Origin of the sequence: Sphingomonas humi, assembly GCF_039536725.1 — a bacterium.
Lineage (GTDB): Bacteria > Pseudomonadota > Alphaproteobacteria > Sphingomonadales > Sphingomonadaceae > Sphingomicrobium > Sphingomicrobium humi.
Genome location: NZ_BAAAZD010000002.1, coordinates 24,876 through 38,650, shown reverse-complemented (window position 1 = coordinate 38,650; position 13,775 = coordinate 24,876). Strand labels below are relative to the sequence as shown.

Below are 13,775 nucleotides of genomic sequence, written 5' to 3'. Positions count from 1 at the left end.
TCAGGCGGCCTGCGCCGGCACCTCATACTCCGCCGCCGCGGCGCTCAGGCCTTCGACGAAGGTGCGGATGTCGGCATCGTCGATGATCAGCGGCGGAAGCACGCGCACGACATTGTCGCCCGCCGCCACCGTCAGGATCCCGCGGGTGCGCAGGTAACCGACGAACGCGCGGCTGTCGGTCTTCATCCTGATGCCCAGCATCAGGCCCATGCCGCGCACGCCCTCGAACAGATGGTCATGGTTGGGCAGCATCTGCTCGAGCGCCGAGCGGAGCCGCGCGCCGGTGTCCTTGACCTGCGCCAGGAATTCCGGCGTCGCCACCACGTCGAGCACTGCATTGCCCGCCGCCATCGCCAGCGGATTGCCGCCGTAGGTGCTGCCGTGCGTCCCGATTACCATGCCGCTCGCCGCCTTCTCGGTCGCCAGGCAGGCACCCAGCGGGAAGCCGCCGCCGATGCCCTTGGCAGTCGCGAGGATGTCGGGGACGATGCCATATTGCTCGTAGGCGTAGAGCGTTCCGGTGCGCGCGACGCCGCACTGGACCTCGTCCAGGACCAGCATCAGGTCATGCTCGTCGCACGCCTTCCTGAGGCCGGTCATGAATTCCTGCGACGCCGGACGGATGCCGCCCTCGCCCTGCACCGGCTCGACCAGGAAGCCGGCGGTCGTCTCGTCGATTGCCGCCAGCGCAGCGTCGAGGTCGTCGAACGCGACCACTTCGAACCCTTCGAGCAGCGGCGCGAACCCGTCGCGAAGCTTGGCCTGGTCGGTGGCCGAGATGGTCGCCATCGTCCGCCCGTGGAAGGCGTTGCTGAAGGTGATCAACTTGTTCTTGTGCGGATTGCCGGCTGCATGGTGATAGCGCCGCGCGGTCTTGATCGCGCACTCCACCGCCTCGGCGCCCGAATTGGTGAAGAACACCGTGTCGGCAAAGGTCAGGTCGACTAGCCGCTTGGCCAGGCTCTCGCCCTGAGGGCTGCCGTAGAGGTTGGAGACGTGCATCAGCGTCTCGGCCTGCTTCTGGATCGCGCCGATCAGGTGCGGATGGCTGTGCCCCAGGAGGTTCACCGCGATGCCGCTCGCGAAGTCGAGATAGCGCTCGCCGCCTTCGCCGATCAGCCACACGCCCTCGCCTCGGACCGGCCGCACTTCGCAGCGCGGATAGACGGGCATGAGCGGCGTGATGGCCATTGAAAGGCTCCTGGAGTGCAAATGTGAAAAGGGCGCGGCCCCAAAACTGAAGCCGCGCCCTCCTATAGGACCTCAAGTCGCGGGGGTTAACCCCCGTCGCGTCCGTCGTCATTGCGAGGAGCGCAGCGACGAAGCAATCCACCGGACCGAACCGAAAAACTGCTTCGCTGCGCCCGCTTTGACGCGGTCAGACCTTAGCCCGGATAGCGGCCACGATCGTCCTCGTAGCGGTCGTCACGCCCGTCACGGTCGCGGTCGATGATGCCACGCTCCTGGCGATCGTCGATGCCGTTGCGGTTGGCGTCGACCCAGCCGTCGCGGCGATCCCACTGGCCGTCCCGGTCGCGGTCACGTCCGCCGCCGACACCGCGGCCATAGCCGTTGCCGTAGCGGTTGTTTCCGTCGCGGGCTTCGTAGGCGATCCGCTGCTGAAGCTGCGCGAAACGATTGTCGAGATCGCGCTGCTCGTTCGGGTCGATCCCGTTGCGGGCATAGACACGAACGCGGTTCTGCAGGTCGATCGCGGCGTTGCGCAGGCGGCTCGCCTCACGGTCGCTGACCCGGTTGCGCTGGTCGAAACGCTCGACCTGGCGGCGCAGCTGGTCGGCCCGGCTGGCATAGATCTGGATCAGCTGCTGCTGATTGCCATAGCCATACTGGTTGTAGCCGTAAGGCGCCTGCTGATAGCCGTTGTAATATTGCGCGGAGGCCGGCGCGGCGGCGGCGATGGCGCTGAGGCCAACGGCGGCGAACAGAAACTTCTTCATGTGCTTTAACTCCCTCATCGAGGCTTGATGAGAGAAGTTCTACGCCCTGCTTCGAAGCGCCACGCTGAACGCACCCGTTATCACCCGTTCAGCCGGCAAAACGGCCAAGCGCCTGAAAATCCTCAGTTCTTGATTTTCCACCCGCTGCGCAGCAGCCCGTAGCACAGGGCGAACAGCAGGAGGTTCAGGACCAGCAGCAGGACCGCACCGAAATAGATCGGCGAATCGGATTCGGCGAGGAAGCCGTGGCGGAAGCCCGAAATCACGTAGAAGAAGGGATTGGCGTGGCTGATCCCCCGAAACAGCGGGCTCAGCGCCTCGACCGAATAGAAGGTGCCTGAAAGCAGCGACAGCGGCGCGACCACGAAATTGGTGACCGCCGCCGCATGGTCGAACTTCTCCGCCCAGATGCTGGTGACAAGGCCAAGGAAGCTCAGCAGCAGCGACCCCATCAGCCCGAACCAGATCACGCTCAGCGGATGCTGCACCGTCACGTGCACGCCGGGATAGAGCAGCATCGCCAGCCACACCGCACAGCCGACCAGCACCGCCCGCGTCACCGCCGCGCTGACCAGTCCGGCGATCAGCTCGCCGGTCGACAGCGGGGGCATCAGATAATCGACGATCGTCCCCTGGATCTTGCCCACCAGCAGCGAAAAGCTCGAATTGGCGAAGGCGTTCTGGATCATCGCCATGATGATCAGCCCCGGCGCGATGAAGGTCGGGAAGGGCACGCCCATCACCTGCCGCTTGGCCCCGCCCAGCGCGACCGAGAAGATGATCAGGAACATCAGCGTGGTCACCGCCGGTGCCCAGATGGTCTGGGTCTGGACCTTGAAAAACCGGCGCACCTCCTTGACATAGAGGGTCCGGAGGCCGCCCCAGTTGACGCCTCGCAGACGCGCCTGTCCCGGCGCCATGCGGATGGATGAGGGCTGGTCGTTCACGCCTTGAGCGACTATCGGCTTCCCCCTCATGCGGCAACCACAAGCTGCCCAGGAAAGAATCGAAGAAGATGAGCTGGACTGACGAACGGATCGAGCGGTTGAAGGCCATGTGGGCCGAAGGCAAGACGGCAAGCGTCATTGCCGAGGAACTGGGCGGGGTCAGCCGCAATGCCGTGATCGGCAAGGCCCACCGCCTTGGCCTCGATTCGCGCCCCTCGCCGGTGAAGCCGGGCGAGGACAAGCCTGCCGCCGCCGCCGCCGCTGCTTCCGCCGCTCCCGCTTCGGCTCCGGCCCCCGCGGCCGAGCGCGCGACCCCGTCCAAGGTCCGGGAAAAGCCGCCGATCGCCGCCATCCTCGAAACGGCGGCGCCGATGCCCGACGACGTGCCTGCTGCCGCCCCGGCCGCCGCCGCTGCCCCGGCCGCTCCCGCCGCCAAGGCTGGCGAGACGGTGATGGTCTATCGCTCGATCGGTCCGGGCGGTTTCGTCCGCCAGGGTCCGGGCGAACAGCAGGCGCCGATCCCGCCCGCCCCGCCGCGCCGCCTGGTTCCCGCCAAGCCCGCGCCCGAAATGGCCGACAAGACCGGGCTACTCGACCTCAACGACCGCATCTGCAAGTGGCCGCTCGGCCACCCGGGTGAGCCCGACTTCCACTTCTGCGGACAGCAGGCCAATCCCGGCTATCCTTACTGCGTCCAGCACTGCGGCGTCGCCTACCAGGCGCAACTCCCGCGCCGCGACCGCCGCCCCCCGCCCCCGCTGCCCTACGGCGGCCCGCGGGTCCGCTAAGCCCGCAACACAGTCACGAAAAGGGCTCCGGAAGCACCCGCCTCCGGAGCCCTTTTTCTTGCCCGCTCGGCATGAAGGCCCGTCAGATCACCCAGTAGGACGGGCTGGCGGCATAATGGTCGAAGGTCAGCACGAAGACATCCGACTGCGGATCGCTGTCGCCCGCGACCAGGTTCGTCGCCTGGCTTCCGAAGGCGATCCGGCTCCCGTCGGCCGACACGCTCACGCCATAGCTGTCGGCATTCCCTTGCGTCCCATCGAGGGTCCGCGAAAGCAGGCTCACCACCCCCGAGGCAACGTCCAGCATGAAGATGTCAGTCGCCCCGTTGGTGTCGCCCGCGACCCAATTGGACGCCGAGCTTTGGAAAAACAGATGGCTGCCATCAGCGGTGAAGAATGGAGTGTTGTCGATCTGGCCGTTCTGCTCGTCGCCCGCCGCCGTACGCACTGGGGTGATGGTGCCGCTCGCGACGTCGAAGATGAAGAGGTCGGACTTCAAGTCGGTATTCCCCAGGCTCGCAGCGCGGCTGACGAACGCGACCTTCTGGCCATCGCCGGAAATCGCCAGCGGCGCGGCAAGCCCGTCCAGCTCGACGCCGCCATTCGTGATCCGCGTGATGGCCCCGGTCTGCATGTCCTTGATGAAGGCGTCGGACGCCCCGTTCGTGTCGCCGGGCACCAGGTTGGTCGAGCTACTGCCGAACGTGACATAGCGCCCGTCGGCCGACACCGCGCCGATCCCTGCGAAACCATTACCCTGTTCGCCCGCCGCATTGGCGGAAACGAGCTTGAGCTCGCCGGTCGCGACATTCTTGATCCACAGGTCGGCACCGGTCCCGTTGACATCGGTGGTCAGCCAGTTGGTCGACAGGCTCTGCAAGATCGCGAATTTGGCATCCGCCGAAATCGCGTTGAGGAAGGTGAGACCGTTGCCCTGCAACCCGGCGGCGGTCGTCGACAACCTCGTCACCGCGCCCGTCGCCAGATCCTTTATGAACACGTCGGCTCTCGCATTCGTGTCCCCGGCCACGAGATTGCTCGCATCGCTGGTGAAGAAGACCTTTGAACCATCGTACGAAATCTTCTGGTGATACGACCGGTTGTTCGCCTGCACCCCGCTCGAACTGGTCGTCGCCCGTTCGATGGCGCCGGTGAGGAGGTTCCTGACGTAAATGTCTTCAAAATTGTTGGTGTCGCCGGAAACGAGGTTGGTCGCCAGGCTCTGGAAAGCGACCTTCGTGCCGTCACCCGAAATGGCGGGGAAAAAATTGTCGGTCGGCTGTCCGAACAAGGTGGCATCCCCGGCGACGACCTGCAACGCGACGGGAATGAAGACGTCGGTCACCGCGACGACATGCTGGGACGAACTCACCGCGCCGCTGCTGTCGCTGGCGTAGATGGTCAGGCTGTGGCTCGCCGCCGTCTCGTAATCGAGCGCGCCGGCAAGGGTCACCACGCCGGTGTCGGCGGCGATGGTGAACTTGCCCAGGGTCTGGACCGGATTGCCCCCGGCATCGCGGAAGAAATAATGCACCGAGCCCCCATTGGGATCGATGGCACTGGCCTGGATCCCGCTGTCGCTCCCGATCGCCGCCGTCTCGGCCAGGCGGTTGGGCGCGGGGTTGGCGTCGACCGGCGCGGAGGGCGCGACGTTGGTGACCGTGACGGTAAACACCGTCATGCTGGTCCTGCCGCCGCTGTCGGTGGCGATGACCGGCAGGGCATAATCGGCCCTGCTTTCGTAATCGAGCGGTGCCGCCAGGGTGACGACCCCGGTCACCGGATCGATCGCAAAGCCGTCGCTCAGCAGGATCGGCGCACCGCTTCCGTCCGCTCCAAAACTGTAGCGGACCTCGTCGCCCTGCGGGTCGATCGCAAAGGCGGTGATGCCGACCGCGGACCCGATCGCCAGGTTTTCCGGGACCGACGCGCCCGCGGCGCCGTCCAGGTCGACCGGGGCCGACGGCGGCGGATCGAGCGCGGCGATGAGCGGGTTGTCGGGGGGCAGCACATTGGCCAGCCGAGCGATCGGCAGGCGGTCGAGGGGCAGTTTGTTGGGGTTGGGTCCCGTCGTTGTCGGCTTGGCCATGGCGCTTCTCCACGCGCCCGGGTGGGTTTCACGCAAACGGCGGCGCCAGCCGAAGCTGCAACGTCACGCTAGTCCCGAGTCGCGGCAGGGAAGTGTCCTCTGTTATTAACAATAAGTAAACTTTTCGTGGCGTGCCATCGCTACACGCCGCCCCCGAACAGCAAAAAGGGCTCCGGAAGCACTCGCCTCCGGAGCCCTTTTCATGTCACTGCCGCAACGGCGTCAGGCGTTAGGCGTCGGCGCCCTCGCGCTGTTCGGCCTTGCTCTCGATCGTGTCGTGGCGCGGGGCCGCGGCAGTGCCGCCGATCTCGATCCGGCGCGGCTTCATCGCCTCGGGGATCTCGCGCTTCAGAGTCAGCGCCAGCATGCCGTCGGCAAGATCCGCGGCAGTCACCTGCACGTGGTCGGCCAGCGCAAAGCGCCGCTCGAAGCTGCGCGTCGCGATCCCGCGGTGGATATAGTCGGCGCCATTGTCGTCGCCCTTGCGGCCACGGATGATCAGCACGTTCTGGTGGCTGGTGATCTCGATCTCGTCACGCTTGAAACCCGCCACCGCAAGCTCGATGCGGTAATCGTGCTCGCCCTCGCGGATCAGGTCGAACGGCGGATAATTCTCCGCCGCGCTCGACGCAGCGCTGCTTTCCAGCATGTCGAACAACCGATCGAAGCCGACCGCGGAACGACGGAACGGGGTAAAATCGAACGAATTACGCATGGTTCTTGTCCTCTTCACTCTTTGAGCAACAAGGCGAACCGGGGACTGGTCGTCGCCGGCCCGTCACCAGGCCCTCAACAGGCGCCCGGCACCACAAATGTTGGAAACCTCCCTTCCTGCTTCAAGAGGGTTAAGCCGCCCCGCACACACCGTGTCGCCGAAGCGCCGGACACCCCCCCACGCCCCCGCCACGACAGGTTGAGGCCGCGTTAGGCATATCGCTTACCCGGCGCTTCACAGCTCGGATCCTATCCATTTTGGATGGAAGCGAATCGTGGTGGGGAGCAGTCGTTCGTGGCGGGCCAGCAAAGGGCGCGGGGCACCCGCCATCCGGTCGCGATCACGGCCGAATTGCTCGGCAGCGACGGCCGCCCCCGCGCGGTCCGGGTCGAGAACTTCTCCTTCGATGGCTGCTGCGTGCGCCACTATCTCAGCGTCGGCGAATGGGTCTCGATCAGCCTTCCGCGCATGGGCCGCTTCGATGCCGAAGTGCGCTGGGGACGCCTTGGCCGCGCCGGCCTCCGCTTCCGCCGCGCGCACTGAGCAACCTGCAGGGTCATCGGAGAAACATCCTTGTTCGGTTCGCTCGCACGGCAGTTCGACAACAAGCAGTCGACGGCAGAAGCGCTGCTTCTCATGCAGGCGTTCGAACGCTCGTCGCAGGGCTGGTTCTGGTCGGTCGATGACGCCGGCTGCCTGGTCTATGTCAGCGAAAGCGTCGCTACCCTGCTCGACATGTCGCAGCGCGACCTGATCGGGCAGCGCTTCACCGACATCTTCATGATCAGCGGCGATGATGACAGCGGGCGCCGCAACCTGCCCTTCCTGCTGACCAAATGCTCGCCCTTCGAAGGGGTGATCCTGCGCCCGGTCCGCAGCGGCCTCGAAAAATTCTGGGCGGTGTCGGGCGACCCCCATTTCGACCGGGCGGGCAATCTTCGCGGGTTCCGCGGCAGCGCGATCGACATCACCGACCAGCGCCGTTCCTCGGAGCGCGCATCGCGGCTCGCCGAATATGACGCGCTGACCGGCCTCCCCAACCGCCGCAAGATGGAAGAATCCCTCGACGCCATCCTTGCCGGCGCCGAACAGCATCGCCGCAACTGCGTGGTCATGCTGGTCGATCTCGACCGCTTCAAGCAGGTCAACGACACCCTCGGCCACCCCGCCGGCGACGCCCTGCTGCGCCAGGTCGCGGGCCGTCTCATGACCATTGTCGGCGACAAGGAACGCGTGTTCCGCCTCGGCGGCGACGAGTTCCAGGTGATCGTCTCGGACCGCGCGGACCAGCACTCGGTGGAAGCGCTCGCCTCCGACATCATCCACAGCCTCTCGCAGCCCTATTCGGTCAACGGCAGCCGCTGCGTCATCGGGGCGTCGATCGGCATCGCCGTGTCGCCCAAGGACGGCTTCAAGCGGGTCGAGCTGATCCGCAATGCCGACCTCGCCCTCTACGCCTCGAAGTTCGACGGGCGCGGGCGCTTCAAGTTCTTCTCCACCGACCTGCTCGCCTCGGCCGAGGAAAAGCGCGTCCTCGAAGAGGATCTGCGCGACGCGCTCGTCCGCAACCAGATGCGGCTGGTCTACCAGCCCGTGGTGCATTGCCACTCCAACCGGATCACCGGGGTCGAGGCGCTGATGCGCTGGGACCACCCGACCAAGGGCCCGATCTCGCCGGCGGTGTTCGTTCCGATCGCCGAGGATACCGGGCTCGTCTCGCACCTTGGCGACTGGGCGCTGCGCAAGGCCTGCGAGGACGCCGCAAGCTGGCCCGGAAGCATCCGCGTCGCGGTCAATGTCTCGCCCGCGCAATTCACCGACGGGACCTTGCCCAGCACCATCATCTCCGCCCTTGCAAGCAGCGGCCTTCCGGCCAACCGGCTGGAGCTCGAGATCACCGAAGGCGTCTTCCTCGGCGACACCGCGGTCGCCGCCCACATGTTCGCCACCCTGAAGAAGATCGGCGTCCGCCTCGCGCTCGACGATTTCGGCACCGGCTACTCCTCGCTCGGCTACCTGCGCAGCGCGCCGTTCGACAAGATCAAGATCGACCAGACCTTTGTTCGCGAAGCGACCCTTCCGGGGTCCCGCAACAGCGCGATCATCGCCGCCATCGTCGCGCTTGCCGAAGCGCTGGGGATGGACACGACCGCCGAGGGCATCGAATTTCTCGACCAGCTCGCCCTCATCCGCCGCCTCGGCGTCAGCCATGTCCAGGGCTGGGTCTACAGCAAGGCGCTGACCTCGGCCGACCTGCAGGACCGCCTCGCCGACGGCAAATGGGCGATCGAACCGACCGGGCCGTCGAACCAGCGCAGCAACCGCCAGTCGATCTATCGCAAGGCCGGCGTCCTCCTCGACAACACCTATCGCTCGGGCATCATCCGCAACCTGTCGGACACCGGCGCGCTGATCGAAGGCATCGACGGGGTCCCCGCGAACAGCATGATCATCGTCGATCTGGGCGACGGGCAGCTGGCCTTCGCCAAGGTCGTCAGGGCAGTCGGCCGCCAGCTCGGGGTCCAATTCGATACGCCGCTCGAAGATGATGGCACCGGCACCCTGTGCACCCGGCGGCGCGTGTCGGCCTATACGGTTGCCACGCTTGGCCTGCCGAAGCCCGGCGATCCCGACCGCGTCCTTCCCTCGGTCGAGAAGGACGAAACCCTCGAACAGCTCGGCCAGCGGCTCGGTCTCACCCCGCCGCTGTCCGCCGAAAGCCAGCCGGCCAGGGCGGCCGCGCCCGGCCCCGCCACCTTCCGCGACCTGTCGCGCGAATATCTCGACAGCATCTCGGGCGACGAACATGCCGTCGAAGCCGCCGAGGAAGCGCTGACCCAGCATTTCCTGCCGCGCTTCGGCCAGCGTTCGGCCGACAAGCTCGGCTGGAACGAGGTGGGCAAATACGTCACCTCGCTCGCCGCCGAGAGATCCCCGGGCCTCGGCGAAGAAGACGTCGAACAGCTGCGCAAGCTCACCGCGCGGATGTGGGCGCTCGCGGTCGACATGCAGCTGGTCAAGGCCGACGAGATCCCGGTCGGCAACGAGCAAGTCTTCGGCCGGCGCTCGCAGGGCTATGCCCCGATCAGCATCGATGAATCGCGCCAGCTGCTCGCCGCCGCCCTCGCCAGCCCCAACCGCCAGCTCAAATATATCATGGCGGTGCTGATGCTGACCGGCGCCCGCACCAGCGAAGTGCTGGCGATGCGCTGGTCAGACCTCGACCTGGCCGAAGGCACCTGGCGCATTCCGCTGCCCGGCGGCAACGGGCACCGCGACCACCGCCTGACCGCATCGGCCGTCGCCGTCCTCGGCGGTCTCGCCCGCCTCGGCGACTGCCCCTACGTCCTGCCCAACCTCAGCACCCGCAAGCCCTACCGCACGCTGACGCAAAGCTGGGATGTGGTGAAGATGCGCGCCAACCTCGGCCATCTCGAACTCGATGACCTGCGCGACTGCACCTTCGGCGAACAGGCGTGGCTGACCGAAATGGCCCCGCTCCTCGCCTGACCGCGCTCGGCCAGGCCCGGCTCAGAACTGCACCTTGGTCCCGCAATAACGATAGGTGACCCCGCTCATCGCAAAGCTGGTCGGGCTTTTCACCGTCACCACCGTCGGTCCGCCCTCGATCAGGTCGCCGCTCTGGATGTCCTTGCAGCTGTCGTGCAGCGTGTAGACATTGCCCTTCTTGCTCATCTTGCTGACCGTGCATTCGGCCTGCGCGACGCCGATCGACGACTTGCCGCCCCAATAATTGACGATGTCGCTGTTCGGCGCGCCGCGGCAGGCCCGGGATAGCGGAACGTAGATGCCCTGCCTGAGGGGCAACAGGTCGGCGGCCAGCACACTGCTCGACATCGCCGCGAACGCCAGGGCACACAGGTGGACTCGCATGGATCAGCCTCCCGTATTGTTCTGAACCCCTGCTCTCTACCATGTCCTGCGCCCACCGGCGACCCGTTCGCGCCCTGTTCCCTTCGCGCGTCCACTCCCCTACACTCTCGCCACCATGACCGACCTGTTTGGGCCCGGGGGGGCACCACTTCCGCCTGCATCCGACTATGACGCCTCCGCGATCGAGGTGCTCGAAGGGCTTGAGCCCGTGCGCCGCCGCCCCGGAATGTACATCGGGGGCACCGACGAGCGCGCGCTCCACCACCTCGCGGCCGAGGTCATCGACAATTGCATGGACGAGGCGGTCGCCGGCCACGCCTCGCGCATCGAGATCCACCTCGAACCCGGCAACCGCCTGACGGTCAGTGACAATGGCCGCGGTATTCCGGTCGATCCGCACCCCAAATATCCCGGCAAGTCCGCGCTCGAGGTCATCCTCACCACGCTCCACTCGGGCGGCAAGTTCGAAGGTAAGGCCTACTCCACGTCGGGTGGATTGCATGGCGTCGGCATCAGCGTGGTCAACGCCCTCTCGACCGAAACCGTGATCGAGGTCGCGCGCGAAAAGAAGCTCTACCGCCAGCGCTTCGCCAAGGGCGTCGCGCTTGGGCCCCTCGAGGAAGCCGGCGCCGCCCCCAACCGCCGCGGCACCACCGTCTCCTTCCACCCCGATCCCGAGATTTTCGGCGACCTCGCCTTCGATCCCGCCCGCCTCTACCGCCTCGCCCGCTCCAAGGCCTATCTGTTCGCCGGGGTCGAGATCCGCTGGAAGTGCGACCCCTCGCTCGCCTCCGACAAGGTCCCCGAGCAGGCCACGCTCCAGTTCGCCAACGGCCTCGGCGACGCGCTCGCCGAGCAGCTCGAAGGCCGCGAGTGCGTCACCGCCCAGCCCTTCGCCGGTGCCGCCGACTTTCCCGACGGCCAGGGCCGCTGCGAATGGGCAGTCGCCTGGCCACTGTGGAGCGACGGCTTCACCTCATATTATTGCAACACCATCCCGACCCCCGACGGCGGCACCCACGAAGCGGGCCTGCGCGCCGCCCTCACCCGCGGCATCCGCGCGTTCGGCGAGCTGATCGGCAACAAGCGCGCCAAGGACATCACCGCCGACGACGTGATGCAGGCCTGCGAATGCTACCTCTCGGTGTTCATCCGCAACCCGCACTTCCAGTCCCAGACCAAGGACCGCCTCACCAGCCTAGAAGCCGCGCGCTTCGTCGAAGGCGCGATGCGCGACCATGTCGATCATTTCCTGACCGACAACATGGACCGCGGCCGAGCGCTGCTGGGCTCGATCGTCGAGCGGATGGAGGAACGCCTCAAGCGCCGCGCCGAACGCGAGGTGAAGCGCAAGACCGCTACATCCGCGCGCAAGCTCCGCCTGCCGGGCAAGCTCACGGACTGCTCGTCCGATGAACCCGCCGGCACCGAACTCTTCATCGTCGAAGGCGACAGCGCCGGCGGCTCGGCCAAGCAGGCTCGCAACCGCAAGACGCAGGCGATCCTCCCCATCCGCGGCAAGATCCTGAACGTCGCCTCGGCCACCGCCGACAAGATCCGCGCCAACCAGGAAGTGGGCGACCTCCAGCTGGCCTTGGGCTGCGGCATCCGCGACAAGTTCGACGAGGGGAGCCTGCGCTACGAAAAGATCATCATCATGACCGACGCGGACGTCGACGGCGCCCACATCGCGACCCTGCTGATGACCTTCTTCTTCCAGGAAATGCCCGAACTGGTCCGCCGCGGCCACCTGTTCCTCGCCCAGCCGCCGCTCTACCGCCTGACCGCGGGCAACAAGACCCTCTACGCCCGCGACGACGCCCACCGCGCCGAACTCGAAGCGCGCGAATTCAAAGGCAAGAAGGTCGACGTGAGCCGCTTCAAGGGCCTTGGGGAAATGAACCCCAACCAGCTCAAGGAAACGACCATGGACCCCGCGACACGCAGCCTCCTGCGCGTCACCCTCCCCGGCCAGTATGAAGACCGCCAGCCGATCAAGGACCTGGTCGAGCGGCTGATGGGCAAGAACCCCGAACACCGCTTCGCCTTCATCCAGAGCCGGGCAGCGGCGGTCAGCGGGGAAGAGCTGGACGCCTAGGTGCCTGGGCACTCGCGCCAAGTGGACATCGTCATCAGGCTCGCGACGGACGCGGACATCGCCGCCATGCACCAGGTCCGCAAGGCCGTGCGCGAGAACCGCCTTTCGGACCGCAGCAGCATCACCTACGCGTCCTACGTGCCCTACGTGAAAGGGCAGCGCGCGTGGGTCGCCGAGGTGGCGGGCACCATTGCCGGTTTCGCCGCCATCGACGCGGAGGCAGGCACCGTCTGGGCCTTGTTCGTCGCTCCAGCGCATTCAGGGATCGGCGTCGGGCGCGCACTCCACGCCGCCCTGCTCGACGGGGCGCGCGCCGCGGGTTGCGCCGAGCTTTCCCTCACCACCGAAGCGGAAAGCCGCGCGGCTTTATTCTACCGCCGCTCAGGCTGGACCCAGCACGGGCTCACCTCCGACGGACAACTACTCTTCAAGCGGCCGGCATAAGGCTGGCAGGACGAGGCTCGAGCGCAGCCGTCTACGACGCATGATCATGCCGATTCCACCGAAGCCGATCAGCATCAGGGCCCAGGACCCGGGCTCGGGCACTGCAGCAACCTCACTGGCAGCGCGGTCCCCGACTACCTTCACATTGTCGATACTCACACCGCCAACGAACGAATATTCAGCGCGAAACGTGAAAATGATCTGTGCGGGCCCGGACGCTAGTTGGAAGCTTACTTCCAGCTTTTAGTCCGGTGTACATGGCTTGATTCACACCATTGTAGTCGACGCCGAGAAAACCAAACCCCTCATCTTCGGTAAATACTCTATAATCGTAAGAGAAAATGGCGTCTGTGACACCCGTAAGATCCAGGTTTATAACGTATCCACCCACATCCGTAGATTTAACAAGAATAGGTTAGTTTATGACGCGACCATCAGCAACGACAAGAACCCCATTGACTGCTTCGGCTGCACTTAATCCCGTGCTGAAGTCGTTCTGAAAGATGACCGCGGCCTGCGCCGGGCTCAAAGGGATGAGGCTGGCCAGGCTCAGTACGGAATAGAAGAGGGTTTTATTCAGAAGTTGCCATCTATCGAGATCGGCTCGAAGCTTCCTGATACCCGGCATGATGCTTCTCGCGTTTAGCTTTTTCATAGCCGTCCTTTCGACATCGTCCTGCGACTTCAGGGTCACTGCTTACGCGACGCACCGGAAGGTACGACGATAAGTCGCTGCGGTCGGTGGGAAGAGCTGGCACAAGCGTGATTTCTCCTTGAATTGACCGTCAAAAGTGAAGTCCGGGTCCAGATTTGTTCTGCTCGCGCGGGCTTGCAAAACACCC

Annotated in this window: 13 protein-coding genes; 5 read left to right on the top strand and 8 right to left on the bottom strand. The window is 65.8% G+C overall.

Annotation, left to right across the window (positions count from 1 at the left end):
• From ABD729_RS07980 to ABD729_RS07970, 3 genes are all read right to left on the bottom strand, one after another.
• Entirely contained in the window at positions 1 to 1,191 is a 1,191-nt protein-coding gene (locus tag ABD729_RS07980; RefSeq protein ID WP_344709695.1) for an aspartate aminotransferase family protein, read from the bottom strand.
• Between the two features lie 194 nt (positions 1,192 to 1,385).
• Positions 1,386 to 1,958 (bottom strand): hypothetical protein, encoded by a 573-nt coding sequence (locus ABD729_RS07975; protein ID WP_344709694.1) that lies wholly within the window; start codon positions 1,956 to 1,958, stop codon positions 1,386 to 1,388.
• A gap of 122 nt (positions 1,959 to 2,080) precedes the next feature.
• Positions 2,081 to 2,878, bottom strand: coding sequence for an ABC transporter permease (locus ABD729_RS07970; protein WP_344711360.1), 798 nt, complete (start codon positions 2,876 to 2,878; stop codon positions 2,081 to 2,083).
• Positions 2,879 to 2,973: 95 nt separating this feature from the next.
• Between ABD729_RS07970 and ABD729_RS07965 the strand changes: the two genes are divergently transcribed.
• Entirely contained in the window at positions 2,974 to 3,693 is a 720-nt protein-coding gene (locus ABD729_RS07965; RefSeq protein WP_344709693.1) for a GcrA family cell cycle regulator, read from the top strand.
• A gap of 82 nt (positions 3,694 to 3,775) precedes the next feature.
• On the opposite strand, the gene ABD729_RS07960 is transcribed toward ABD729_RS07965, so the two are convergent.
• Both ABD729_RS07960 and ABD729_RS07955 read right to left on the bottom strand, forming a co-directional pair.
• The gene (locus ABD729_RS07960; RefSeq protein WP_344709692.1) at positions 3,776 to 5,782 is read right to left on the bottom strand and encodes a cadherin domain-containing protein; all 2,007 of its coding nucleotides are present in this window, start codon (positions 5,780 to 5,782) and stop codon (positions 3,776 to 3,778) included.
• Positions 5,783 to 6,011: 229 nt separating this feature from the next.
• The gene (locus ABD729_RS07955; protein ID WP_344709691.1) at positions 6,012 to 6,497 is read right to left on the bottom strand and encodes an Hsp20 family protein; all 486 of its coding nucleotides are present in this window, start codon (positions 6,495 to 6,497) and stop codon (positions 6,012 to 6,014) included.
• A 261-nt stretch (positions 6,498 to 6,758) separates the two neighbouring features.
• On the opposite strand from ABD729_RS07955, the gene ABD729_RS07950 reads away from it, so the two are divergent.
• Together ABD729_RS07950 and ABD729_RS07945 are read left to right on the top strand one after the other, a co-directional pair.
• On the top strand, positions 6,759 to 7,040 hold the full coding sequence (locus tag ABD729_RS07950; protein ID WP_344709690.1) for a PilZ domain-containing protein: 282 nt from the start codon (positions 6,759 to 6,761) through the stop codon (positions 7,038 to 7,040).
• Positions 7,041 to 7,070: 30 nt separating this feature from the next.
• The gene (locus tag ABD729_RS07945) at positions 7,071 to 10,007 is read left to right on the top strand and encodes an EAL domain-containing protein (RefSeq protein WP_344709689.1); all 2,937 of its coding nucleotides are present in this window, start codon (positions 7,071 to 7,073) and stop codon (positions 10,005 to 10,007) included.
• Between the two features lie 21 nt (positions 10,008 to 10,028).
• Here the strand turns inward: ABD729_RS07945 and ABD729_RS07940 are convergent, their stop codons facing one another.
• Positions 10,029 to 10,391 (bottom strand): hypothetical protein, encoded by a 363-nt coding sequence (locus tag ABD729_RS07940; RefSeq protein ID WP_344709688.1) that lies wholly within the window; start codon positions 10,389 to 10,391, stop codon positions 10,029 to 10,031.
• A 115-nt stretch (positions 10,392 to 10,506) separates the two neighbouring features.
• Between ABD729_RS07940 and parE the strand changes: the two genes are divergently transcribed.
• On the top strand, positions 10,507 to 12,489 hold the full coding sequence (parE, locus tag ABD729_RS07935) for a DNA topoisomerase IV subunit B (RefSeq protein ID WP_344709687.1): 1,983 nt from the start codon (positions 10,507 to 10,509) through the stop codon (positions 12,487 to 12,489).
• A gap of 21 nt (positions 12,490 to 12,510) precedes the next feature.
• Positions 12,511 to 12,933 (top strand): GNAT family N-acetyltransferase, encoded by a 423-nt coding sequence (locus ABD729_RS07930; RefSeq protein WP_344709686.1) that lies wholly within the window; start codon positions 12,511 to 12,513, stop codon positions 12,931 to 12,933.
• On the opposite strand, the gene ABD729_RS07925 is transcribed toward ABD729_RS07930, so the two are convergent.
• A complete protein-coding gene (locus tag ABD729_RS07925) occupies positions 12,910 to 13,035 on the bottom strand; it encodes a PEPxxWA-CTERM sorting domain-containing protein (protein ID WP_344711357.1) in 126 nt (41 codons plus the stop codon). The genes ABD729_RS07930 and ABD729_RS07925 overlap by 24 nt on opposite strands.
• 313 nt (positions 13,036 to 13,348) lie before the next feature.
• Positions 13,349 to 13,627 (bottom strand): hypothetical protein, encoded by a 279-nt coding sequence (locus ABD729_RS07920; protein WP_344709685.1) that lies wholly within the window; start codon positions 13,625 to 13,627, stop codon positions 13,349 to 13,351.
• Positions 13,628 to 13,775: the final 148 nt, after the last annotated feature.